This window comes from Paenibacillus sp. DCT19, assembly GCF_003268635.1.
GTDB lineage: Bacteria > Bacillota > Bacilli > Paenibacillales > Paenibacillaceae > Paenibacillus.
In genome coordinates this window covers 3769012-3793995 of the sequence record NZ_CP029639.1, presented here as the reverse complement: position 1 = coordinate 3793995, position 24984 = coordinate 3769012, and the positions used below count along the sequence as shown (strand labels likewise).

Genomic DNA, 24984 nt, shown 5'->3' with positions numbered 1-24984 from the left:
CGAGATGAATCAACGACCTATTATTCCTGAGGATTTATATCGTTATCGCTGGATTAGTCAGCCAGTTGTCAATCAGAGTGGGCAGGTAGCTTATGTGGAACAAACCATTGATCGGTTGAAAAATGAATATAACACCCAAATTCGAGGAATTGGGTTAGATGGCAGCCAAGACGTTGCGCTCACAGACGGTGTCAAAGACTCGGCTCCCTCTTGGTCGCCAGACGGTACGAAGCTTGCATTTCTTCGTGCTGGCGACGGCGGCGGTAAAGGGCTGTGGGTTCTTATACCAGGTGATGAACAACCCGCTGCGCTGCTCTCCGCTGATCACAAAATATTGGGTTATGTCTGGTCTCCTGATGGACGTTTCATTGCTTTTACAAGCAAAGCGCTTCGTAATCAAGAAGAATCGGCTGGGGAAAATAAAGGTGAACCGGCTCCTATACGAGGACGTGTATTTGAACGGACAACACCAAAGGCGGAAGGTTCGGGTTGGTGGGACGGGCTTTATAGTCATTTATTTATCTATGAGCTTGCTTCAGGTACAGTAACACAACTTACATCTGGAGAGTGGAGTGTGTCTTCACCTGTCTGGTCTCCGGATAGTCAGTCGTTGTCTTATATGTCCAAACAGGTAGACGATAGCGACCTCGATCCGGATCTATTGTATTTTACCGATGTATTTACAATTCGGATTGCAGATCGTGTTCCCTATAAAGTGACCACATCTGATCTATTGATCAGCCAATTTTCATATACACCTGATGGGCAGCGGCTTGTATTGATCGCAAGTGACCGTGAATACGGCAGTGGTAGCCACAATAGGTTATACGAGGTGTCAGCCAGTGGAGGTGCTGTGAAGTCGATCTCTTTACAGCTTGATGTACAATTTGGCAACGCGGCATTAGGAGATATGAAGTCAGCTGCTGCTTCTCCGGCACCACTTTTTGAACAGAATGACACTGTCGGTAACGCGATGTATGTCCTAGGTACAGATAGTGGCAGTGTTAACGTATATCGCATCAGTGGAGATGGAGAGTGCCAATCCATAACTGGAGCAGGCGAAAAGGATGTTTATCAATATACGTTGTCGCCCGACGGGAAGACACTCATTTATGCTGCGTTGACTGAAGATCGTCCTGGCGAGTTGTATTGTGTGTCCATAGATGACGATGGGCAAACGTACAGACTTACCTATCGCAACGATGAGATGATGTCCGAATTAGAAGTACAACGTCCAGAACGTATTGAGTTTACCTCGTCAGATGGATGGCCAATTCAGGGCTGGATCATCCGACCAGAGAAGCGTGATTCAAATGTGCCAACGAAATTACCAATGATTCTACAGATTCATGGTGGACCTCATGCGATGTACACCGGCACATTCAGTCATGAGATACAATCGCTAGCGGCACAAGGATATGCGGTGTTGTGGGTGAATCCGCGTGGAAGTATGGGATATGGTCAGGCGTTCGCTAGAGCTTGCCGTGGTGATTTTGCCGGTGGGGATTACCGTGACCTGATGGAAGCTGTAGATTACGCACTCGCGACGTATGACGAATTGGATGAATTGCGGCTTGGCGTGGGTGGCGGTAGCTACGGTGGCGTCATGACGAACTGGATTGTTGCTCATAACCATCGATTCAAGGCAGCCGTAACTCAGCGTTGTATCTCTAATTGGTTGTCCATGTATGGAACAAGTGATATCGGCATTTCTTATGTCGAGGGTGTGATTGGAGGCAATCCGGCACATAACGCAGAATGGTTGTGGTCACGCTCACCACTTGCATATGCACATCAGATCGAGACACCTCTATTGATTATGCACGGAGAGCAGGACTATCGAACACCGATCGCACAAGCCGAAGAACTCTATACAACGCTCAAGCGGTATGACAAAACGACCAAGCTGATCCGATATCCAGGTTCCAACCACTCTCTACTGAAAATCGGTAAACCTTCACTTCGTGTAGACAGCTTCGAACAGGTGAATCGCTGGTTTAATCAATATCTACAAGAGGCAGGGGAAGAAGCATGAGTTCAATACAGCTCTCTATTCCAGTGGGACTATTAGTTGAAAATGTACTCACAAGCGGTGAATCCCCTGATGATATCATCCAATGCTTACGGCAGAGAGATTACGCACAGTTACTGCCAAAAATGAAGGAACCGACAATGAATTTGGATGAGAGATTACAGACGGCTGCTGAAGTCGGAGAAGATTGGGAGACGGCGATCCGCCTAGGGTATGAATTCAAGTTTTTGCATATTAATGGGCTGAAGAGGCTGCTAGATTTTCGCTTTGATCAAAAGGTAGAACGAGATTATGTTCAGGAGAATCTGTCATTACATCAGGTTCAACTTCATAAACAAGAACTTGAATTACTTCGTTCAATGATCAGCCGACAATGGGATGTTGTTCTCGAAGAGAAAGATGGGCAATCAGAGCAATCTACTTCACCAATTATGGTAAGTATTCAATTAAAATATCAGTAATGTTAAGAGCCACGATATCGCGGCTCTTTTTTTTGTTGATTATTAAGAAATAAGCATTGTATTAAATTGTAAAAGAAGATACATTAATCTGATGATTGGATATTTTGGATCATATGAAATGGGAGAAATTTAGTTGACGTAGGAGGAAATAACGTTGAATACCTATTACTCGGAGCTTGGTAGGATTTTGGATGGAAGAATACCATTAAGGAAGGAAGGCTACTTTATTTTACATGAAGGAAACCAAATTAGTTATGATACTTCCGTACCTGCGGACGTAGCTATTGTCACAGCAACAGATTTCACACACGCTCTAGTTGAAGGTTGCAAGTGTATATTAAATACATTTTCACAAAGATCTGAAAACGAGCAAGTGTATGCATTTAATTTGTACGCAGATGAGCAATATAGTTTTTACATATACATGAACACCAATAGTTCGTTTTTAAAAACTCTAGAAGAATACGAATACACGGAACCTACAGAAATTAACGCATTAAAATATAATCCAGGAGATTTCAGTTTTCAATATTGGGATACTCACATGGGGGAATACGGAGAGGTTATCAAACAATTTGAACTCATTGGAGATCGAGCTTCTGGTGATTTGAGTGAGTTCAAGAGACCAGACGCTATAGAAGGCGCTCCAATTGTTGCATTTGAAATAGGAATTATTAAGGCTGGCTTCAACTTGCTCGCCGTAAATGCAATTCAGCAACTTATTGCTGAGGACGCGTTTAACGTATTAAACAAAACAGATCAGTTTATAGCATACGTAGCGACAGGCAACGATCTTCTTGACTATAGTGTCACAATGCGCAAGACTATAGATTCTGCAATCTTCTATGAGGTTTTTCCTGATATCAGAGAGAGTGACCAGTCTTATCTTGAGCAATTAGAATCCTATCAAAAGCTAAATGTTAGTGAAAGTTTGGATTATTGGATGGAGGCTGTTCACGACTCGTATGCAAGCACATTTCCATATTCACTCTGCAAATCAGAGTACGAAATATTTAAACAATTGGAGCGGTTTGGAAATCCACTAGCACAAGAGAGCTTAAAGCGTCTTGAAGGTCTCGTGGGGAAAAAAGAGCTGGAATCTGAAGAGTACTATGAAATTGATTATTATATTGAATGTCTCTACTTTTCAGATAGTCTGACAGAAGCTCAGAAGGAGAAGTGCAGAGAATTAGCTGCCATAATCCAAAACAATAAAGCTTTGGACAATGCTTATGCTTCACCACTCTGGTCTCTTATCACAAACGAACCATTGCTGAAATAATCGAAATATAATAAAAGGAGCTCGATTTCTGGAGTAGAGATCTGAGTTCCTTTTTTTGTTTTAATGAAAGAAATAATCAATGGAGAATGTGAGTTGACATTCCAATAAAATCCATATAACATACGTAATATAACATGTGTTATTTAACGAATATTATTTATCATTAACAAGATCGGGGTTGAGCTGCTACTATGCCGCCAAAGGTTGAGATTACCAAGGATAAGGTGCTGGATGCTGCATTCGAGATGGTGCGTGAGCAGGACTTGATGTTTTGACAGCTAGAAATATTGCACGTAGGCTGCATTGTTCCACACAACCGATTTATAGTGCATACGGCAATATGGATGAGTTAAAAGAAGAACTGTTCGACCGAGCAATAAACTTTGCAATTGGTACGATGAAAACATACAAGAATGAACAGAATAGTCCCGCCATGAATTTGATCCTCGGGTGCTTAATATTCTCACACCAAGAGAAGCATTTGTTCAGAGCTTTGTACCTGTCCGATTACCGTGCGGTTTACTTGAGTAACCATACAGATCGACTGAATGAGGAAATATATGTTGCCTTTCTTCAGATTGATGATCGCTTGCAAGTGATTGAAGAGACCCGAGCACGTTCAATGTACCTCAAAATTATGACTTATTGGTTAGGCATTAGTACCATGATTAATACGAACATTTCTGAGCTAGATCTTGACGAAGCAACGAGGATGTTGGAAGAGATGTATAAACTGTTAAGTGTAAAAGAAGGACTTATGCGTTAATTCGGGTAAAGGAGCGCGCGCTATGAACTCAAAACTCGGTGTTAAGCTTGGTGAAGGCGGTTGTGCAGAGGTGTATGCTTGGGAAGGTGAGAGCAAAATCATCAAATTGGCTAAACCTAACACGATTATTGAAGCATTACAGGCAGAATTACATCATAGTTACATTGCTTGGGCATGTGGTTTGGCTGTCCCTCAGCCTTTTGATATGCAAGAAGTTGAGGAGAGATGGGGAATTGTATTTGAGCGTGTGTACGGTGACTCAATTATGAAGAGATTCGTTGACACCACGCAGGAGCGTGCAAGACATAAACAATTGCTTCATGTTTCAGAGGACTATCTTCACGCCAGAGTAACGGCACAAATGTTATATCAGATACATTCACATGCTGTACCGAACATGCCCAGTCAAAGAGACAATATCAAGCATGATATTCAGCGAGCACAATATTTGTCTGAAGCTGAGAAGGCGCGAGTTATTGAGCTTATGGATCAAATTCCGACCAAACAACAGCTATGTCATGGAGACCCGAATCCCGGGAACATCATTCTTCGTGAGAACGATGCGATTATGATCGATTGGAACAATGCTTCTGTTGGGAATCCTGAAGCTGATCTAGCCGAGTATATCCTCATGATTCAGTATGCCATTTTGCCTGTCAATGTCCCGCAACAAGCTCAAGAAGCGTTAGAAGCAACACGTGAAGAGAGCATTCGTATGTTTATCGAGCATTATGGAAAGTTGTCAGGTATTCGTGACACGGACATTGAGCCATGGTTCGTAGTGGTTGCTGCTCGGAAGCTGGCTGCTGACGGTATATCGGAAGAAGAGAAGGGTCTGCTTGTGCAAGAGATCAGAAGAAGACTTCATTCCACTCCTTTATAATAGGTGCACGCCAGTGATCAGGACTCCTGCTACGTAAATTAGATGAAAAAAGAAAAGAAGCGACAGGTGAATGCATATGACATTCTTCCCGTCGCTTTTTCTATGTGATTACTATTAATGTTGTGGTTATCATAGATGCATGGATGTGAAACAATCACCTAAATATCAATTAGTTAGGATTCACAGAAACTTTCTTACCTACGGCACGTTGAGTTTCTTCTTCTGTAGCCGGTTTGGTTCGTTTGATGAAGAAGGATAATAACAGTCCGATGACAGAGATACCAATAATGACTACATATGCGTCATTGATCCCTTGAATCATGGATTGTGTCATTAACTGTTGCTGAGTCACACCTTGTGCTGCACCTGTAGCTATCGTATCTTGCAGATGAGTTGCAGTGCGGCTTGTCATGACACTTACGAGCACGGATGTACCAACAGCACCGGCTACCTGTCTTACGGTGTTGGAGATCGCTGTACCATGTGCCCCAAGTTTGGCAGGCAGTTGATTCAAACCAGCGGTTTGAATCGGCATGAGCAGCAACGCCATTCCAATCCGGCGTCCAGTGGACATCAATAACAAGTAAGTGTAGCTTGTTGAATCCGACAAATCAATAAATCCAATCGTAGTTACGATGGTTATGATCATACCGATGATTGCCAGCCATTTAGCACCAAAGCGGTCGAACAATTTACCCGTTACTGGCATGAGGAAACCCATTACAAGCGCTCCGGGAAGTAACAGCAATCCAGACTCCAGTGCAGTGTACCCACGCGCATTTTGCAGATAGAGCGGAAGCAGCATCATGTCCGCGTACATGACCATTGTAATTGCGATACTGATGATCGTGGTTAGCGAGAACATATTATATTTAAATGCGCGAAGATCAAGCAGTGGAGCTGCCGAGCTGAGCTGTCTCCATGTGAAGAGAGCAAGTGAAATAATGCCTACGATGATGAAAGTAATAACTTCTACGCTGGACCAACCTGCACTTCCTGCTCGGCTGAATCCATACAGCAATGCACCGAATCCAATTGTGGATAAAATAACACTGAGCATATCGAGCTTAGTTTCGACTCGTTCTGATACATTCTTGAGGTATATGAATCCACAGACAATAACAATTAAAGTCAATGGGATCATGCCATAGAACATCGTTTCCCATGTATAGTTCTCTAGAATATAACCAGCGAGCGTAGGGCCAATTGCTGGAGCAAATATAATTGCGAACCCGACCATTCCCATCGCCGCGCCTCGTTTATCAGGTGGGAATAGTGTTAAGATAACATTCATCAACAGTGGCATAATAATACCGGCACCTGCAGCTTGTATCATCCGTCCAGTTAACAATGTACCAAAGTTAGTCGCAATAGCCGATACAATAGTACCTAACAGGAATATAAGCATGGATGCTTGGAATAACTGCCTCGTGGAAAATCGCTGCATAAAGTAGGCTGTAATTGGGATGAGTACACCATTCACCAACATATAACCTGTTGTTAACCATTGAGCTGTAGCAGCAGTGATATTAAAATCACCCATCAGCTCAGGTACAGCTACACTCATGACTGTCTGATTCAAGGTAGCAAGAAATGCTCCCAGAATCATTACGAACAGTATAGGGCCCTTTCGCACGCCATCTTTTTCTCTAATCTGACTCAAACTATTCAATCCTTTCAATCAGCACATCGACTAAATTTACAATGTGTTGTATAGTTTACATTGTATTTATTGAATTATATACATATTCACACAGATTACAATTTACGATTTGGGGCATAACCGTTGCTTATTTTACATAATTCCCATATATGTTGTGTATTTCGAACATAAACGACTCATTATTTAAAATTGTAATGTTAAAAAATTGAAGGAGATGATAATGATGAGACAAGACAAAAAGTCGTCTACGCCTACAGATCCTCGTATTCTGAGAACGAGACAGCTCATTCGTGATGCCTTTGTTGATTTGCTGCAAGAGATGGATATTGAGAAGTTATCCGTTAATCGGATAGCCGAACGAGCAACCATTAACCGGGTAACCTTTTATCTGCATTACCGTGATATTACAGATATGATGGAGAAGATGGCCGACGAGATGATTGAACAGATTGAAGGGATTGTTCAAGAGCATGGTGCTTTATTTGAGAATGAAGCCAATGAGGATGAACCCTGGCCGGTGCTTGTCAAATTGCTTGAGCATTTTGCTGACAATTCCAAATTTTATAAAGTGGTGCTTGCTTCCAAGCGAACACCGATATTTACTGAAGGGTTATTGAAATTGTTAAGCAAACTGGTTACCGCCAAAATTAAAAAAATGGAAAGCCATAGCCCGCTTGCTAATGTAGGCATTCATAAGGAAATTGCTATCTGGTATGGGTCATCAGCATTAATCGGTACAATTGTCGCGTGGCTTCGTTCAGACATGCCTTATTCGCCACATTTTCTAGCGAAGCAATTCTCGCTAATTCGTTCGCATAGCTACAAGGATTTAATATAGTTATAATGAGTGAAGTGATCTAGGAAGGGAATGTCATAATGAAGAAAGTTATCGTAGTAGGTTCAGGTATACTTGGCGCAGCGACGGCTTATCAATTGGCCAAATTAGGGGCAGACGTACAGATCGTTGACCGAAAGGATGTTGGGCAAGCAACGGATGCTGCTGCTGGTATAATCTGTCCCTGGTTATCCCAACGGCGTAATCAAGATTGGTATCAGCTTGCCAAAGCCGGCGCGCGTTTTTATCCGGGATTAATTGAAGAATTAGAACGTGAAGGGGAAACGGAAACGGGCTATTCAAGAGTTGGCGCTCTAAGCATCCATCGGGATATAGAGAAAATTCATAAGATGGAAGAACGGGCAGAGCAGCGAAAGGTGGACGCACCAGAGATCGGAGATATCATTCGAATGGATGAGGCAGAGACTCTTGCGAGCTTCCCGCTACTCGAACAAGGCTATCATTCTCTTTATATTAGCGGAGCTGCTCGAATTGATGGACGTGCACTGCGTGATGCATTGATACGATCTGCACAGAGACACGGCGCAGTTGTTATTGAAGGAGATGCTTCGCTGTTGTACGAGGAAACACGTGTAAGCGGCGTGCATGTGAACGGACAAAATTTAACAGCCGATACGGTCGTTGTCTGTGCAGGCGCATGGGCGCAATCGATATTAAGACCATTGGGCATGGAATTTAAAGTTAGCTTCCAGAAGGCGCAGATTATGCATCTACAGGTTGCGGATCATCATGATGCGGGCAAATGGCCTGTTGTCATGCCGCCTACGGATCAATATTTACTTACATTTGACCAACAGAAAGTTGTCATTGGAGCGACACATGAGAACGAAATTGAAGGATACGACACAAGGGTAACGCCAGGTGGGATGCAGGAAATTTTGCAGAAGGGGCTAGAGCTGGCACCGGGGCTTGCAGATAGCACATTTGATGAAGTCCGTGTTGGCTTCAGACCGTTCACGCCGGGATTCCTCCCCGTGCTTGGTGAAGTACCCGGATGGTCAGGCATTATCGCGGCCAATGGACTCGGCGCATCAGGACTAACGATGGGGCCATTCATCGGCAGTCAATTAGCCAAATTAGCACTGGATATGGAGCTGGAGATCAACATTGAGCCATATAGCCTCGATCATGCTGTGGAGCCTATTTCATCGTAATGTGAATCTCTCAAATATTGTGAAATGAGGTGTACTATGACGTATTCACAGCGATCCACTCACGCCGCTGCTTCGTCGGATATAACGTATTTGGAGTATCAGATCGGCCAGACGGAAGAGCATTTGAAGGAAGCGGAAGAAGTTATAGAGGTGAAAAAGCAACAACTCGAACAACATCGTGCCTTAGCATCACAGGATCGAGAGGCGTATGAAACACTTGAAACCCAGCTGATAGATGAGATTGCCCAGCAACAGACTGTGATTGAAAATATTCGTAAACGTCTGGCGGAGCTGGAGGAGGAATTAGCTTTACTCGGTGATTAAATCTTACGATTGAGAAAGTCGCCATCAGGCGACTTTTTCTTGTAACATACAACGGAATTGACAACGAAGAGGTGACTGGATATGAAGAGATATGATGAGCAGCGAATCTACATTCGTTTTTTAAATGTGCAAGATGCGCGAGATATGTTGAATCTACAGACAAGAAATCGGGAGATATTTGAAAAGATAACGGCTAGTGAACGAACTGAGGCTTTCTATACATTGGAAGGTCAGATATCTTTATTGGAGAAATGGACGCAGGCAAGGGAGGATGGAACAAGATATTCCTTTGGCATTTTCCTTCGTTCCACGGACGAGCTCATTGGAGAGGTGTCAATGTTCGAAATTGAGCTGAATATGGCGAAAAAATGGATTGTAGGTTATGTCCTAGACCAGCATCATAACGGTCAAGGCTACATGAGCGAAGCGCTGCAGCAGTTATTTGACTTCTCGTTGAACGAACTAGGCATTGAGTGCCTGGAAGCAGGTGCATTACCAGATAATATAGGCTCGATCAGGGTTCTTGAGAAAGCTGGCTTTAGGCAAACAGGAGTTCAGTCCATTGTAGTTCATGGAATGTTGAAAGAGCATGTTATGTATGCCATTACATTGAAGCTATCTGTAGATTGAAATATATGGAATAAAATTGTTGACAGGAGAGTGACTAAGAATGATTCGTCGTTTTTTCTCATATTACCGCCCGTATAAGAAACTGTTTATGATCGACTTTGGTTGTGCGGTCGTTGCGGGGCTGCTCGAACTAGCTTTTCCGCTAGCCGTGAGCAAATTTATTAATGATCTGCTACCAGGTCAGGATTGGCCCTTGATCTTACTTGCTTCCATTGCATTGCTTGCTATCTACGCACTAAATACCGTTCTGAATTATGTTGTCACCTATTGGGGACATATGTTAGGAATTAATATTGAAACAAATATGCGTGCGAAAATGTTTGCCCATTTACAAAAGCTTTCCTTCCGTTTCTTCGATAACCGTAAGACAGGTCATCTCATCGGTCATCTCACGAACGATCTGAATGATATTGGGGAGGTTGCTCACCATGGCCCCGAAGATGTTTTTATCGCAATCATGACGCTAATCGGCTCGTTCTCACTTATGGCATATATTAATCTGGAGCTTGCGCTATTAACGTTTATTATTATCCCGTTCATGGGATGGATTATTATTGTGTTTGGTGGACGTATGACGAAGACTTATCGACGTCTATTCGGCGATGTAGGTAATTTTAATGCTCGCATCGAAGATAACGTTGGTGGGATTCGTGTTGTACAATCATTTGCCAATGAAGAGCATGAGAAGAAACTATTTTCGGTAGATAACGAGAATTTCCGTAAGACCAAGCTGTTAGCCTACAAAACGATGGCAAAAAGCATTTCAGTAAGTTATATGTTGATGCGACTGGTAACGGTGTTTGTTATGGTGTGCGGTGCTTGGTTCTTCATTGAAGGCAAAATTGATATGGGCGAATTCATGGCATTCTTATTGCTATCGAATATTTTCTTCCGTCCAATTGAGAAGATTAATGCTGTTATTGAAAGTTATCCGAAGGGCATTGCAGGGTTCAAGCGTTACCTGGAGATCATTGACACGGAACCCGAGATTGCAGATGCCAAAAATGCGGTCGAACTAAACGATGTGCGTGGTGATATTCGCTTCGAGCATGTATCGTTCGGTTATGAAGACAGCCGCCGAATACTTAACGATATTAGCCTTACTGTCAAACCAGGGGAGACCGTTGCATTCGTTGGTCCTTCCGGAGCAGGGAAAACAACCATCTGTAGCTTGCTTCCACGCTTCTATGAGGTACAGGAAGGGCGAATCACAGTGGATGGAACGGATATTCGAGAGGTAAAGTTGGAATCGTTACGCAGACAGATCGGGATTGTGCAGCAAGATGTATTCCTTTTCTCGGGTACCATTAAGGAAAATATTGCGTACGGTGATCTATCTGCAACGGATGATCAGATCTGGGATGCTGCGCGTCGTGCTTCCTTGGAAGAGCTCATTCTAAGTCTCCCGGATGGCATGGATACCGTCATTGGTGAACGAGGAGTCAAGCTGTCAGGAGGACAGAAGCAACGTTTGTCGATCGCGCGTATGTTCTTGAAGAATCCGCCGATTCTTATTCTGGATGAAGCAACTTCTGCACTAGATACGGAAACGGAAGCGTTGATCCAGAAATCTCTAGCTGAGCTCTCCGTAGGTAGAACAACCCTTGTTATTGCGCACCGATTGACTACGATACAAAATGCTGACCGCATCATCGTTGTGAACGCAGACGGAATTGCTGAGCAAGGGAGTCATCAGGAGCTTGTTGCAGCCGGAGGCATTTACAGTCGATTACACCAAGTGCAATATAGCCATTCATAAGCATGAGTAAGAATGATACGAGCATAAATAGTGTATGAATGAATGAACAAATGATTATGTGATCGAATGACCACACCGCGCATATCGCGCGGTTTTTTTCTTGTCTAAAACTTTGAACTATAGACATGCACTATGGGCTGAGTATAACTCCCAATACAGAATCATCCAATATAGCCTAAAGTTTGATCCTACACATCGTTACCAATTAGATCGTATTTTTCTCTTAGCTTTTTGATATCGGCTCTCGGTGGTGAACCAAACATTCGAGAGTATTCGCGACTAAACTGTGAGGCGCTCTCATAACCAACTCGATAGGCTACATCCGCGGCATCTGCCGATTCAGCTAACAGGATTCGACGTGCTTCCTGTAATCGCATCTGCTTCTGAAACTGGATTGGGCTCATCGCTGTAATTTCTTTGAAGTGGCGATGGAAAGAAGAAACGCTCATCCGTGCTTTCTCTGCAAGATCTTCGATTCGAAAGGATTGCTCCCAATGGCGAATTATATATTCAATGGATTCTCTGATCCGATAGGTACTGCTGTCTTCAACGGCAATCTGCGCTAATTCGTTCCCATACGAACCCCGCAGAAGCCGATACAAGATCTCTTTCGTATATAGCGGAGCAAGGAACGGGATTTCTTCCGGCGTTTCCAGCAGACGAACCAGACGAATAACGGCATCATGAATGGAGGCTTCCATCTGACCTACAAACAAGGCACGTCTCGCGTTTTCTGTTGCTTTTACTTTCAGATCACATTCGTTCAGGACTTCAAGAATTTGATTCGGTGTAAACTCCAATTTGAGACTGAGGTAAGGCATCTCAGGTGATGCTTTGATGACCTGACCGACTACAGGCAGATTCATGGATGCTATAAGGTAATTAGAAGGACCATATTCGAATCTCTCCTGTGCGAGCAAAATTTCTTTCTTTCCCTGGGCGATGATACAGAACGAAGGGTTGTAAACTCTGTATTGAGGTTCTGTAAGTTTGGAGTAGTGAAAGAAGAAAAGCGAAGGGATGATCGTTTTAATGGAGCCCTTCAGAAGGGTGTGACGTTTAATCATCTCGGTCAGTTCCATATGCTGCTGCTCTAAATTTCTTTCGGACATTCGAATCCTCCTTACACGTTGGTCAGGCTTTATTATATGTGATAATGAACTACAGTAATAGTAGCGTTGATAGGATTAGGCAATGATTTAAGAGGAACAAGATACCTTTACTAACCTTTTGTTCAGCATACGAATGCTCAGGTTATTATTTTGTCGAAGAAGGAAAGTGGGGTGAAAGTATTGAAAAGAGTAGTATGAGTTCATTAGTCAGGGAGGTAATGATGACAATGGAAGTTCCCCACATTCAGGAGCATTTGCTTGACGACGAAACAATTCACTTTCTGACATCCAAATCGGAATATGACCACAAACGGTTTGAACATATGACACTTGCCAATCAGGAGGCGACCAAGGTTTCCTTTGAGAAGGTGTGGTTCAAAAACGTCATTATATCGGAATCCAGTTTAGAGCATTGTGAATTTACAGATGTGATTTTTGAAAATTGTGATTTCTCTAATGTTAATCTCGCGAATGCCTTCATCCACCGTGTACATTGGAAAAATTGTAAACTCATCGGAACCGATTTCTCAGATAGTCGATTGAAAAATGTTATCTTCTCCAATAGCCTGATAGATTATGCGAATTTCCGATTTTCCAACATGAAGCATGTTGCATGGGAAGATTGTTCGCTCATCAGTACAGATCTTAGTTATCTGGTCTCTGAGCAAATTCAGTTTAGCCGTTGTAAGATGGATCAAGCCTTAATGCATGGTACCAAGTTGAATGGTGTTAACCTAAGTACCTGTGATTTTGATGTAATCGGTGTAGACATCGAAAATCTGAAAGGGTGTGTAATCTCGCCTTATCAGGCGTCAACCTTTGTTGGTTTGTTAGGTATGATTATTCAGTAATTATTATATTATTGACTGCATAGTCAAGAACTGATAAATTAGACACATGAGTAGACCAAGAGAATTTGATGCTGATGTGGTATTGCAGCAGTCTATGGAAGTTTTTTGGCGTCAAGGCTACAGAGCAACCTCTTATGAGGATCTCACACGCATGACAGGCGTCAAGAAACAAAGCTTGTACTGTGTGTTTAGTGACAAGCGTTCGTTGTTCCTGAAGGCGCTGGCGCTGTACCGTGAACAAGCTATTGCCAAGTTGAAAGAGATTGAGGCTGCACACTCATCTCCTCTTGACCAGCTAGATGCGATTCGCCATTCTTTAGTTGAGCATGAAGCTAGCTGCCAAGGCTGCCTGATGATGAATGCTTCACTTGAATTTGGAGTAGAGGATGAGCAGGTTGCCCATCAGATTGAACTTATGTTCGAAGAGAGCCGAGAGGTACTAGAGAAGATCATCCTGAAGGGTCAAGAGCAGCACTTAATATCCAGTCGGTTCACCAGTAGTGAGCTTGCTGCTTATCTTAACAACACCATAGCCGGTGCAAGGGTTATGGGCAAATCGGGTTCATCCCGTGAAGAGATCGAGACGGTTCTGCGTACGTCATTTGGCATGATCGTTTCTTGATCTTTTTTTGCTTCATTCTTGACTGTGTAGTCAAAATAAAAAAACGAATGTGTGGAGGTAATCATGAATAATTCTCAAACCGTAGAAGCGTTGTTTCAACCTATCGAGCTTGGATCGTTGAAGTTGTCTAATCGAATTGTAATGGCTCCGATGACTCGTCAGTTTTCCCCGGACGGGATTCCAGGTGAGAACGTTGCAGGGTATTACCGCCGCAGAGCTGAGAATGCAGTAGGTCTTATCGTGACCGAAGGAACAATTATTAATCATCCGGACGCATCCAATCAGGCGAATATACCTCACTTCTATGGTGAAGATGCTTTGAAAGGTTGGGCTCAGGTTGTATCTGAGGTACACGAAGCGGGTGGTCGAATTATTCCTCAGATCTGGCATATGGGAGCGAAAGGTCATGTGAATGACTATTCGGAAGCTGATATTGCTACAATTGTACGTGAATTCGCACAAGCTGCTACTGAAGCGAAACGACTTGGATTTGATGGCATCGAGCTTCATGGAGCACATGGTTATCTGATTGATCAATTCCTATATGAGAAAACCAATTCACGCACAGACCGATACGGTGGAGATATGATGTCCCGCACGCGTTTTGCGGTTGAAGTCATTGAGGCTTGCCGCGAAGCTGTAGGACCAGAATTCCCGATCGTGCTTCGTTTATCCCAGTGGAAGTCAGATGATTATCAAGCGAAACTTGCTGAGACACCTGCATTGCTGGAACAACTTCTGGCACCGTTAGTTCAAGCGGGTGTTGATATTTTCCACTGCTCTACACGTCGTTTCTGGGAGCCGGAATTCGAAGGTTCTGAGCTGAATTTTGCTGGATGGACCAAAAAGCTCACTGGTAAACCAACCATTACCGTGGGATCGATTGGTCTTGACGGAGATTTCACAAGTTTGTTCACAGAAGGTAAGGGAGCTGGCAACGTCGGTATCGACGGTTTGGTTCAACGCCTTCAGAACAATGAGTTCGACTTGGTAGCTATTGGTCGTGCGCTTCTGGTCGATCCTGCATGGGCTAAGAAAATTCAAGAAGGCCGTATAGATGATCTGATCCCCTTCACAAGAGAAGCGTTGACTGAGCTGTCTTAATTAGAATTTTTGTAATTATAATTTACTGATTTACTGATCTAATCACTATCTTTTGTACCAAAAGATATGCTTATCAAGCAGTGGCCGACCACAGACGTGGTTACCACTGCTGTTTTTATTTTTACGAAAGAAGTTCAATATTCAGTATCAACGATTCATCAAAAGTTGACCTCGTCCAATTTATTTTGACCTCTATCACAATTTTTCGGCAGTCAGATTAAGTTTCGCTTGATTCAAAACGTTTCTCTAGACCCACACAATATGCGAGTGATAAGATCATACAGCGAACGAGAAGATGCGGAAACAGGAGGTTTCAAAAAAGATGGATCAGGTAAAGTATGACAACTTAAAATTGGGAGAAAAGGGCGCAATCATCAGTATTATTGCTTACATATGTTTAACTGCAATTAAGATGATTATTGGATATACATCTAACTCTGAGGCTCTAAAAGCCGACGGTTTAAATAATGCCACAGATATTGTTGCCTCTATAGCCGTACTGGTCGGATTGAGACTGGCTCAGCGGCCAGCAGATAATGACCATACGTACGGACATTGGAAAGCTGAAACCGTAGCTTCACTCGTGGCTTCATTTATTATGATGGTCGTTGGTCTGCAGGTGTTGTACGAAGCAGCATCCTCCATATTCGAAGGGAAAAGCGAATCTCCTGATCTCATTGCAGCTTGGACAGGCATCGTATGTGCTGCGGTGATGTATTTTGTTTACAGATACAATAAGAGACTAGCGCTCAAAATCAAGAGTCAGGCTGTTATGGCAGCGGCGAAGGATAATATCTCAGATGCTTGGGTCAGTGTTGGAACGGTGATCGGTATTGTGGGTTCTCAATTTGGCTTGCCATGGCTTGATCCTTTGACAGCTGTCCTTGTAGGTCTACTCATCTGCAAAACGGCATGGGGAATCTTCCGTGAAGCAACACATCATCTGACAGATGGATTTGACGAATCCTTGATTATTGCGTATCGAGATACGATCTCGAATGTAGACGGAGTAGACGAAGTTAGAGATCTGAGAGCACGTAATTATGGAAACAACGCGGTGGTGGATGTGGTTATCGTTGTTCGAGCAGACATGGATATTCAGACAGCGCACGACATTTCAACAAATGTAGAAGATGAAATGTTCAGAGAATACGATGTGTACACCGTTCATGTTCATGTCGAACCGGGAGTAGAGGACTCTGGCAAAGATAATACGGAATATCATTATTCAAAAGAAGCAAATGGTTAGTGAGGATGCGCTTCACTTAAGCAGCATTGAATATAAAAGATAATCATCTTTTAAAATGTAGTTACGAAGTCGCCATATGGCGGCTTTTTTTCATTGAGCGGTTAAGAACGGATACGGTATTCACAGTTTTTTCGACAAGTAGTGTACAGCTAGATTCAATATGAATATACTGGAATATATCCATAATGATTCCTATGGGTTGTAGATTCAAAGTATGAATTAACCAGAGAGTTATTCCCGAATGAGGAGGTGTAATTGTGTTCATCTTTACGTGTGCCAATCATAGTCCACCATGTGGAGAATAAAATTAAGTATATTATTCATTACACTGCATGGGGAGGATTAATAGAGTGATTACGAATAGAAGTATAGCTTTATCCATTGTATTTTCGATTATAACGTGCGGGTTATATGGGATCTATTGGTTCTATACGATTACAGAAGATGTGAGCAAACTTAGTGGAGATCGAGATTTCACCGGGGTTAAACATCTGTTATTGACACTCGTGACTTGTGGAATCTGGAGTTACATATGGTCATATCAATTAGGTAAACATTTAGAAGTAGTTCATTACCAACGGAGACAATACAGTCAGGATCAATCGGTTCTGTACCTGGTTCTGATGCTTTTTGGTATGGGCATTATTACTTATGCTTTGGCTCAATCTGAGATCAACAAATATGCGCATGCGCCTCATCATTACTAATTCTTCTGTTTGCAAAAAGGTGCTTGGGACGATAGGGATTGGTGGAGCCGGATATCTGTATTTAAAGGTATGGCTACCTCTTACGGGAATTGGCATTCCATGTGTATTCCATGAGGTTACGGGGCTTTACTGCCCAGGGTGTGGAATTACTCGTTCACTTGGGGCTATGTTACGATTAGATATTCACGACGCTTTTCGATACAATATGTTAATTTTTATATTAGCTCCGCTATATCTTGTGTATATGGTGGCTGTGAAGAAGGACTGGGTTAACACGAAAAATGTGCTATTGTACAGCATGTTAGGTCTAACCATCTCATTTGGTATTCTTCGTAATATCCCTTTATTCAGTTGGATGGAGCCAACCAGTCTCATATAGATGAAACCAATAAACGAGCAAACAACCGTTTATGTGTATCATCACTTATCTAAATAACGTTTACAGAACAAGGTAGCCACGGGTTGGTTGCCTTGTTTTTATTTGCCCCTGAGAAGCTTATAGCACAGAACATTTAAATTGATATAGAATACGATCCGAAATATTAAGAAAAATAAAAGCTTTACAACATCAATTAAATTGTGTACAATTCAATTGTAAGCAAAAAAATAACGAATAATAAAAAACATTTGCAGAGGAGCTTATACAATGAAAACTTTATATGAAACTTCAGTGATTAATACCGGTGGACGTCAAGGTGTCGTTCAATCTCCAGATACTGTGTTTATGCTTGATGTGGCTGCACCACCTGAGCTTGGAGGCAAAGTGACTACAGCTACGAATCCTGAGCAATTGTTTGCGGCTGGTTATAGCGCATGCTTCAATTCGGCGCTTGAATATCAACTGAAGAAACACAATGTAAGCATTGAAAAAAGCACTGTAACTGCAACGGTAATGCTTCAGACCGATCCTTCAGATAACGGTGTTAAGCTGGAAGTTGAGCTTGAAGTGAGAATTGACGGATTGGATGAGGAGCAGGCACAAAAATTCGTAAAACTTGCCCATGACTACTGTCCATATTCCAAAGCCATCAGAGGCAATGTGAATGTAACTGTAAACCTGGACTAAGCCTTAGGAAGTCTGGTGATTGAGAGTAATACCATTGTCAAAAATACGATACAAGAGTTATACCTGAACCAAGGTACTAACCTTTGACTATAGCGTGAGAACACATAACACCTTCAGGAGAATGAATCCTTGTCGTAAGATAAGGGAACCCTCTTGAAGGTGTTTTGTATTGTAATTAATCCTCATAGGAGGATTAGGCAATCATTTGATATAAATGAGATAACGTTCTGGCTCTCTTTTGGTACATAATAAAGACATGACGAGTTATACATCCAACTGAAGGAGTGAATGATTACATGGAATACGTAAAACTTGGGAATACGGGACTGGATGTTTCGAGACTGTGTCTTGGTTGTATGGGATTTGGGGATGCGAACAAATGGATACATTCATGGGTGCTTGATGAAGCAAATAGTCGGCCAATCATTCAGAAGGCAGTCGAGATGGGTATTAACTTTTTTGACACGGCCAATGTATATTCTATTGGGGCAAGCGAAGAGATTCTTGGACGAGCGCTCAAAGATTATGCCAATCGGGATGAGATCGTCATCGCTACGAAAGTCCATGGACGTATGCATCAAGGTCCTAACGGTGGAGGGCTGTCACGTAAAGCGATTATTAGTGAACTTGATAAAAGTCTTAAACGGTTGGGCACGGATTACGTTGACTTGTACCAGATTCATCGCTGGGACTATGATACACCCATTGAAGAAACGATGGAGGCGCTTCATGATGTGGTGAAGGCTGGAAAAGTGAGATATATTGGCGCTTCTGCAATGTATTCATGGCAGTTCTTGAAAGCATTGCATGTGGCCGAAGTGCACGGCTGGACTCGGTTCGTTTCCATGCAGAATCATCTCAATCTTCTATATCGCGAAGAAGAAAGAGAGATGCTTCCTTTATGTAGGGAGGAGAAGATCGGTGTTATTCCTTACAGCCCGCTGGCATCAGGTAGACTGACTAGAGATCCAGAGACAACAACCGAGCGATCCGAGACAGATCACATCCAGAAATCCAAATATGACGCAACCATTGAAACAGATCGTGTGATTGTGGAACGTGTTGCAGAACTTGCTGACAGATATGAAGTACCTCGGGCTCAAATTGCGCTTGCTTGGTTACTACAGAAACAACCGGTGGCGGCTCCAATTATCGGTGCCACAAAAATCTCGCATCTGGATAATGCCATTGGTGCATTGTCAGTGAAGTTGACGTCTGAAGAAATTTCATTCCTGGAAGAACCATATGTACCACATGCCGTTGTAGGTGCTGTGTAACTTTTAACTGGACAATCCCAATATGATATTACACGAAAGGTCGCCGAATTGGCGGCCTTTTGCTGTTCCATGTTACTGATAATTGAAAGGGGAAACTGATTACACTAGGTCTTTAGCATAACAGCTGTCAATTGTTGCGATTAATGAAGATGATTCCAAATATAATGGAAGACTTGATTTATTCCATATTCAGCCTATAATTAAAATACATTTAAAAAGTATTATAAATATAAAATTTGTTAAAATTAAAGGAGTTATTATAACGATGGAATCGATCATTAAGACAGAAAAACAGAAGATGCTGGATGGTGAGTTATACAATGCTGCTGACCCTGAACTGAGTCAAGAAAGAGAGCAGATCCGTAGAATGACGCGGTTGTACAATCAGACGACAGAGTCTGATGGAGAGATTCGTGTTAAGATGTTAAAAGAAATGTTGGGGTCAACGGGTGATTATCTATATATGGAGCCTAGTATCCATTTTGATTATGGCTATAACATCCATGTTGGCAACCACTTCTACACCAATTTTAACTGTACGATTCTCGATGTCTGTGAAGTGCGAATCGGAGATCATTGCCTAATGGGACCTGATGTACATATCTATACGGCTGCACACCCACTGGATCCTATTCAACGTGCAGCTGGACCGGAGTATGGTAAGCCAGTTACCATCGGTAACAATGTCTGGATTGGAGGTAGAGCGATTATCAATCCTGGCGTGAACGTGGGTCATAATGTCGTTATCGCCTCAGGTTCGGTTGTGACGAAGGATGTTCCAGATAATGTCGTGGTTGGTGGCAATCCCGCTCGGATTATTAAGGAAATCGAAGTGCAGACTGATTCAGAGTAGTTAACCCCATGAATATTGAATGGAGTGAAGACAATGAATGAAGAACAGCAAGAAATGATAACTCAAATACGTGAGAATCCCGTTGGCGCTGATTCAGCGCTGAAACCAAGCTCCAGTTTCTCTGTACAACGTCAAGAAGTATTCATTCCTACCTCTGTTGGTGATACTCGTGTCTTGATTTATACTCCTACGCCTGAATCAGGCGAGCCATTACCTGTGTTTATAAACATGCATGGTGGTGGTTTTATTGCGGGTAACGCTGATGGGGATGATCCATGGTGCCCACTGATTGCGCAAGAAGCACGTTGTGTAGTGATCAACATCGATTACCGTTTGGCTCCAGAGCACAAGTTTCCAACGGCTGTTCATGAATGTTATGACGTAGCGATGTGGGTGCATGAGCATCCAGAAGACTTCGGAATCCATGCAAGGAAGCTAGCCATTGGCGGACATAGTGCAGGAGGTAACCTAGCAGCGGCTGTGTGTTTGTTGAACAAGCAGCGAGGGCATCAACTGCCATTTGTATTGCAGATACTGGACTATCCGCCACTTGATCTGCATACTGATCCTGCACTGAAGCCCAGCTTCCCCGAAGCGATTCCAGCGGAAGCGGCTCGGATGTTTAACGCAATGTATTTGGAAAATCCAGCCGATGCTCAAAACCCTTTAGCTTCACCTGTGTTCGCCGAGTCTCTTGAGGGTCTGCCGGAGGCTCTAATTATTACTGCGAGCAAGGATTCACTTGCTGCCGAAGCAAGAGACTATGCAGATCAACTTAAACAGCAAGGTGTGAAGGTTCATTTCAAGCAATATGAAGACGTGCCACATGGTTTCACACATCATGGAGATATAGCTATCGCAGAAGATGCTTGGTATCTAATGTGCGATAAGCTGAAAGATGCATTTTCAAGTATCGACCCAGAATAGGCCATTACCATATCGGATCAAAGTTAACAGACGTGAAGTCAATTTCGCGTCTGTTTTGTTTTATCTAAGTAATTGAACATATTAACTAAGTTAGTCACGTCCTTCGATATTGCGGTCAACGAGCGAGTGGGATGTCCTCAAATGAAACGTATTGGTTAGGCTCAACTTCTTGGTACACTCGAATGCGCGTAACAGTGAAAGTTGGGAAAGGGGCTAACACATGTGTTGATGTGAGCCGCATCTCTTCAATTTCGGATTCTTCCATTCCCCAATGGGTCTGGCCTAACGTTAAATGAGGATGGAAAGCATCCATTTCGAAATATCGTTTGATAAGCTCTGGTGAAGGGCTATGGTGTCTACGAGTAATTGGTGAAAATCATATATTTCTTTGGATCGCACACCAAGAAAAACAACCTCATTACCGAATGTCGATGGCTCTGTAAGAGTTAGCTGAAAACGTTGTGTGGTCGAGCATACTATTTTTACTTTTTCGAGCCAGGTTAGATCCTCTGTAAGTCCACCTTGAGCCTTCACTGTGATGTGAGGCTCAGCAACTTCGTTAAGCTGATGATGCTTCCAACGATTACGAAATGAAGTGATCTGATTCTTGTATTCGACTGGAGGAACGATACCGATAAAATACTGCACGTAGGCACCATCTTTCTAAAATTATATTAGGATGATGCAATCATACCACCTTACCGTACCTAATATCCCTTCTTTAATTCAAAAAGGTTAGTTGACTTCTTATACACGGTTGAAATATGATATAATCAAATGATAGTAATAACTATCAAATGTTTATAGATGAATATCAAGCATCACCTCTTAATACAAAAGCTTCGAAAGATCAAAAAAGGGGATGAAGACGATGTTGATACAAAACGCACTGGGTAAAACAACCTTTTCTAATGAGGTCGTATCCAAAATTATTAGCAAGACGATCAGTATGACCGAGGGTGTTGGCTCATTGTCTACCGGGATTGTGGAGTCACTTGCACAAAAATTGACTGGCAACCGAATATATAACGGCATCGAACTACGAGAACAAGATACAGGGTTAGATATTGAATTAAGTGTGATTGTGCGATATGGGCTTCGTATGCAGGAAGTGTGCAGAGATCTGCAGGAGAATGTAAGAGTAGCCGTAGAGAATTTCACAGGATTACCGATTAGTACAGTTCATATCAAAATTGAAGGCATAGATCTTGCTACCCAATAAACGGCGAACAGCAACATAGCAGCACGAGCGGCTAAGCAACAAGATAATTTTCTTTTTATATTTGTGAATAGGAGTGATTCTAATGACCAACATTTCCATCGTACAAGCCAATCCTCACTCACTTGCAGGAGCTAAACTCAACTTAATGGCTGTAGGAGATCTTGCCCACACCATAGCGGGGTCTAGCAGCCAGAGCATCGTTGATGCTACCTTCCGTAAGTTATGGAAATCTAAAAATAATCGATTCAGTCATGAATACGCCTATGAAGCGAAGATGGGTGATTCAACACTCGGAATGATTACCTGTTTACCGATTACGGTTCTGGATAAGCTGGTCAGCTCTACGGTAAAACAACTATTTTCACATCGAAAACTAGCTCTGATTGGTTATAGTTTGTTACATCCAAGGGCGTTATTATCTACGATTACATTAAAGGAAGGATTCGCAGGCGAGTTCCATATTGCAACACTTGCCGCTATGCCCGAGAGCAGAGGGATGGGAATTGGTTCACAGCTTATTCATCATGCTGAAGCACAAGCGATCAAGCAAGGTTTCAACCTATGTTCACTCACTGTGAAAAAAGAAAATCATCTTGCGGCCAAACTATATACCAGACTCGGCTATGAAGTCACATCAGAAGTAAATAAACCCTCGGTCTCCCTATACAGAATGGTGAAAAAGCTGAAATAATGCATAGCTCAAGGATGGTATCCCTAGATTATGGTATACTTGACAATGAGATGTGAACACAATAAAAAGCATATTTCCCTGAGGTGTACGAAAATGAAAAAAGAATTGTCATCTATGAAACAAACTCGGCTAAACTCCATACTTGATGAAGCAACCAAGCTACTTATTGAGAAGCCCAATGCTTCCATGAATGATATCGCTGACGCGGCGGGCATTGGCATTGCAACGTTGCATCGGTATGTGGAGAGCAGGGAACAGCTCATGATTCATCTGGGTTTCCGTGCCATTGAAGTTGTAAGTGAGAAAATTCGGGAGTTCCCGTTGACCGAAGAGACCTGCGAGGATTATTTCCCGAATTTAATTGAAGCCCTCATTCCACTTGGAGATAAGATTTATTTCCTGGGACATGATTCCTCCGTTAACTATAATCCGGATATTGAAGGTGCTGATCAAAAGCTGAGAGAGCCTGTGTTAGAAGCGGTTAGTATGCTGCAACAAAGAGGATACTTCCGTCAGGATGTGAATCGTAATTGGATCATTGATGTATTATATTCAATTCTTTTTCTCACATGGCAGCAAGTGATTGATGGACATATCGCTAGAAAATCGGCTGCAGCACTCGTGGTTGATACGTTCTATAATGGTTTTAGGGCTCGATGAAGCAAGCCTTCATTCGTAGCTGCATAGAAGCACAATACGTCACTGATTGTCAGCAAAATAACCTCTGAAGATGTGTAATCATCAATCAGAGGCTATTTGTCGTTATAAGTGCGTGTTCAAAAAGAGCGGTTTTCAGTACCAAGAAGAGGGGATGAAGATAGAAATGGAGTAGCGGAGCGTAGGCAAAACTACGTGAGCAACGGACATTTCGGCTGAATCCCATATTCGACGCTGAGATGCCACTCGCGCATCCTTCGTAATCAAAAGCGGACTTTTTGAACAACCTCTATGAGTTAAATAAATCAACGATTAGTTGAGTGTGTATCATATACTCCTTCTTGACTATAGTTTTATATAAAACTAAAATGGAGAAATGAATGAAAATGTTATTCTGTCGCTGGTTGGTCGTATACATCGTCATGGCAATCGTTTTATTGAAAGTGAATTAAGGAAAAGGAGTATTAATGATATTGCACCGTCTCATGGGGATATTCTGTTTCGTTTGTATCAGCAGGATAATCTTACGATGCAAGAGCTGTCCAAGCTGATTGATCGCGACAAGTCAACTGTAACGGTTCTGGTCGATAAACTTGTGAAAAGAGGGTACATTCACAAAGAGAAGGATCTGAAGGATACGCGGATCTATCGTTTATCTCTCACAGCGAAAGGGCATGATCTGCGGGAAGAGTTTGAGGAGATATCCCATCATCTTATTGACAAGATCTATGAGAAGTTCTCTTTAGATGAAAAGAAAACGGTAATGAGTTTACTTCAGAAGATCGAATTTTAATCGAATGAATTATTTCGCTATATTAGACATGACATGATAAAGG

At 42.5% G+C, this 24984-nt stretch carries 27 protein-coding genes; 24 read left to right on the top strand and 3 right to left on the bottom strand.

What is annotated here, in order from left to right; all coding sequences use genetic code 11:
* Positions 1–4: 4 nt before the first annotated feature.
* From DMB88_RS17275 to DMB88_RS17255, 5 genes are all read left to right on the top strand, one after another.
* Positions 5–2035, top strand: a complete 2031-nt coding sequence (locus DMB88_RS17275; RefSeq protein WP_128102357.1) for a S9 family peptidase — start codon at positions 5–7, stop codon at positions 2033–2035.
* The gene (locus DMB88_RS17270; RefSeq protein WP_128102356.1) at positions 2032–2493 is read left to right on the top strand and encodes a hypothetical protein; all 462 of its coding nucleotides are present in this window, start codon (positions 2032–2034) and stop codon (positions 2491–2493) included. The genes DMB88_RS17275 and DMB88_RS17270 overlap by 4 nt, the downstream gene beginning before the upstream one ends.
* A 154-nt stretch (positions 2494–2647) precedes the next feature.
* Entirely contained in the window at positions 2648–3775 is a 1128-nt protein-coding gene (locus DMB88_RS17265; protein ID WP_164848719.1) for a DUF4303 domain-containing protein, read from the top strand.
* Between the two features lie 271 nt (positions 3776–4046).
* Positions 4047–4541 carry a TetR/AcrR family transcriptional regulator gene (locus tag DMB88_RS17260; RefSeq protein WP_128102354.1) on the top strand — a complete coding sequence of 165 codons (495 nt, stop codon included), beginning with the start codon at positions 4047–4049 and terminating at the stop codon, positions 4539–4541.
* A 22-nt stretch (positions 4542–4563) separates the two neighbouring features.
* Positions 4564–5424, top strand: coding sequence for a phosphotransferase family protein (locus DMB88_RS17255; protein WP_128102353.1), 861 nt, complete (start codon positions 4564–4566; stop codon positions 5422–5424).
* A 169-nt stretch (positions 5425–5593) separates the two neighbouring features.
* On the opposite strand, the gene DMB88_RS17250 is transcribed toward DMB88_RS17255, so the two are convergent.
* Positions 5594–7033, bottom strand: a complete 1440-nt coding sequence (locus DMB88_RS17250; protein ID WP_128104485.1) for a DHA2 family efflux MFS transporter permease subunit — start codon at positions 7031–7033, stop codon at positions 5594–5596.
* A 277-nt stretch (positions 7034–7310) separates the two neighbouring features.
* Between DMB88_RS17250 and DMB88_RS17245 the strand changes: the two genes are divergently transcribed.
* The 5 genes from DMB88_RS17245 to DMB88_RS17225 all read left to right on the top strand — a co-directional run bounded on the left by DMB88_RS17245 (position 7311) and on the right by DMB88_RS17225 (position 11810).
* Complete coding sequence (locus DMB88_RS17245; protein ID WP_128104484.1) at positions 7311–7925, top strand: TetR/AcrR family transcriptional regulator; 615 nt, start codon at positions 7311–7313, stop codon at positions 7923–7925.
* 38 nt (positions 7926–7963) lie between these two features.
* On the top strand, positions 7964–9097 hold the full coding sequence (locus DMB88_RS17240; protein WP_128102352.1) for an NAD(P)/FAD-dependent oxidoreductase: 1134 nt from the start codon (positions 7964–7966) through the stop codon (positions 9095–9097).
* 36 nt (positions 9098–9133) lie between these two features.
* Positions 9134–9421: a hypothetical protein gene (locus tag DMB88_RS17235; RefSeq protein WP_128102351.1), complete on the top strand. Its 288-nt coding sequence runs from the start codon at positions 9134–9136 to the stop codon at positions 9419–9421.
* Between the two features lie 81 nt (positions 9422–9502).
* Entirely contained in the window at positions 9503–10051 is a 549-nt protein-coding gene (locus DMB88_RS17230) for a GNAT family N-acetyltransferase (RefSeq protein WP_128102350.1), read from the top strand.
* A 40-nt stretch (positions 10052–10091) separates the two neighbouring features.
* Positions 10092–11810 (top strand): ABC transporter ATP-binding protein, encoded by a 1719-nt coding sequence (locus DMB88_RS17225; RefSeq protein ID WP_128102349.1) that lies wholly within the window; start codon positions 10092–10094, stop codon positions 11808–11810.
* Positions 11811–11998: 188 nt separating this feature from the next.
* On the opposite strand, the gene DMB88_RS17220 is transcribed toward DMB88_RS17225, so the two are convergent.
* A complete protein-coding gene (locus DMB88_RS17220; protein ID WP_128102348.1) occupies positions 11999–12922 on the bottom strand; it encodes an AraC family transcriptional regulator in 924 nt (307 codons plus the stop codon).
* A 218-nt stretch (positions 12923–13140) separates the two neighbouring features.
* Between DMB88_RS17220 and DMB88_RS17215 the strand changes: the two genes are divergently transcribed.
* The 10 genes from DMB88_RS17215 to DMB88_RS17170 all read left to right on the top strand — a co-directional run bounded on the left by DMB88_RS17215 (position 13141) and on the right by DMB88_RS17170 (position 21578).
* Entirely contained in the window at positions 13141–13773 is a 633-nt protein-coding gene (locus DMB88_RS17215; protein WP_353056276.1) for a pentapeptide repeat-containing protein, read from the top strand.
* Positions 13774–13819: 46 nt separating this feature from the next.
* The gene (locus tag DMB88_RS17210) at positions 13820–14395 is read left to right on the top strand and encodes a TetR/AcrR family transcriptional regulator (protein WP_128102347.1); all 576 of its coding nucleotides are present in this window, start codon (positions 13820–13822) and stop codon (positions 14393–14395) included.
* Positions 14396–14458: 63 nt separating this feature from the next.
* Entirely contained in the window at positions 14459–15499 is a 1041-nt protein-coding gene (locus DMB88_RS17205; protein ID WP_174715298.1) for an NADH:flavin oxidoreductase, read from the top strand.
* A gap of 322 nt (positions 15500–15821) precedes the next feature.
* On the top strand, positions 15822–16748 hold the full coding sequence (locus DMB88_RS17200; protein WP_128102346.1) for a cation diffusion facilitator family transporter: 927 nt from the start codon (positions 15822–15824) through the stop codon (positions 16746–16748).
* 350 nt (positions 16749–17098) lie between these two features.
* Positions 17099–17455 carry a DUF4234 domain-containing protein gene (locus tag DMB88_RS17195; RefSeq protein ID WP_128102345.1) on the top strand — a complete coding sequence of 119 codons (357 nt, stop codon included), beginning with the start codon at positions 17099–17101 and terminating at the stop codon, positions 17453–17455.
* Positions 17430–17834, top strand: a complete 405-nt coding sequence (locus DMB88_RS17190) for a DUF2752 domain-containing protein (RefSeq protein WP_254438233.1) — start codon at positions 17430–17432, stop codon at positions 17832–17834. The genes DMB88_RS17195 and DMB88_RS17190 overlap by 26 nt, the downstream gene beginning before the upstream one ends.
* A gap of 267 nt (positions 17835–18101) precedes the next feature.
* Positions 18102–18521: an organic hydroperoxide resistance protein gene (locus tag DMB88_RS17185; RefSeq protein ID WP_128102344.1), complete on the top strand. Its 420-nt coding sequence runs from the start codon at positions 18102–18104 to the stop codon at positions 18519–18521.
* Positions 18522–18817: 296 nt separating this feature from the next.
* Positions 18818–19798 (top strand): aldo/keto reductase, encoded by a 981-nt coding sequence (locus tag DMB88_RS17180; protein WP_128102343.1) that lies wholly within the window; start codon positions 18818–18820, stop codon positions 19796–19798.
* Between the two features lie 265 nt (positions 19799–20063).
* Complete coding sequence (locus DMB88_RS17175) at positions 20064–20651, top strand: sugar O-acetyltransferase (RefSeq protein ID WP_217363751.1); 588 nt, start codon at positions 20064–20066, stop codon at positions 20649–20651.
* A 33-nt stretch (positions 20652–20684) separates the two neighbouring features.
* Positions 20685–21578 (top strand): alpha/beta hydrolase, encoded by an 894-nt coding sequence (locus tag DMB88_RS17170; protein ID WP_128102342.1) that lies wholly within the window; start codon positions 20685–20687, stop codon positions 21576–21578.
* A gap of 288 nt (positions 21579–21866) precedes the next feature.
* Here DMB88_RS17170 and DMB88_RS17165 read toward each other — a convergent pair whose 3' ends face one another.
* Positions 21867–22226: a 2'-5' RNA ligase family protein gene (locus tag DMB88_RS17165; RefSeq protein ID WP_254438232.1), complete on the bottom strand. Its 360-nt coding sequence runs from the start codon at positions 22224–22226 to the stop codon at positions 21867–21869.
* A gap of 223 nt (positions 22227–22449) precedes the next feature.
* On the opposite strand from DMB88_RS17165, the gene DMB88_RS17160 reads away from it, so the two are divergent.
* From DMB88_RS17160 to DMB88_RS17145, 4 genes are all read left to right on the top strand, one after another.
* Complete coding sequence (locus DMB88_RS17160) at positions 22450–22800, top strand: Asp23/Gls24 family envelope stress response protein (RefSeq protein ID WP_128102341.1); 351 nt, start codon at positions 22450–22452, stop codon at positions 22798–22800.
* An 82-nt stretch (positions 22801–22882) separates the two neighbouring features.
* Positions 22883–23491, top strand: coding sequence for a GNAT family N-acetyltransferase (locus DMB88_RS17155; RefSeq protein ID WP_128102340.1), 609 nt, complete (start codon positions 22883–22885; stop codon positions 23489–23491).
* A 93-nt stretch (positions 23492–23584) separates the two neighbouring features.
* Complete coding sequence (locus DMB88_RS17150) at positions 23585–24151, top strand: TetR/AcrR family transcriptional regulator (protein ID WP_128102339.1); 567 nt, start codon at positions 23585–23587, stop codon at positions 24149–24151.
* A 373-nt stretch (positions 24152–24524) separates the two neighbouring features.
* A complete protein-coding gene (locus tag DMB88_RS17145) occupies positions 24525–24941 on the top strand; it encodes a MarR family winged helix-turn-helix transcriptional regulator (RefSeq protein WP_128102338.1) in 417 nt (138 codons plus the stop codon).
* Positions 24942–24984: the final 43 nt, after the last annotated feature.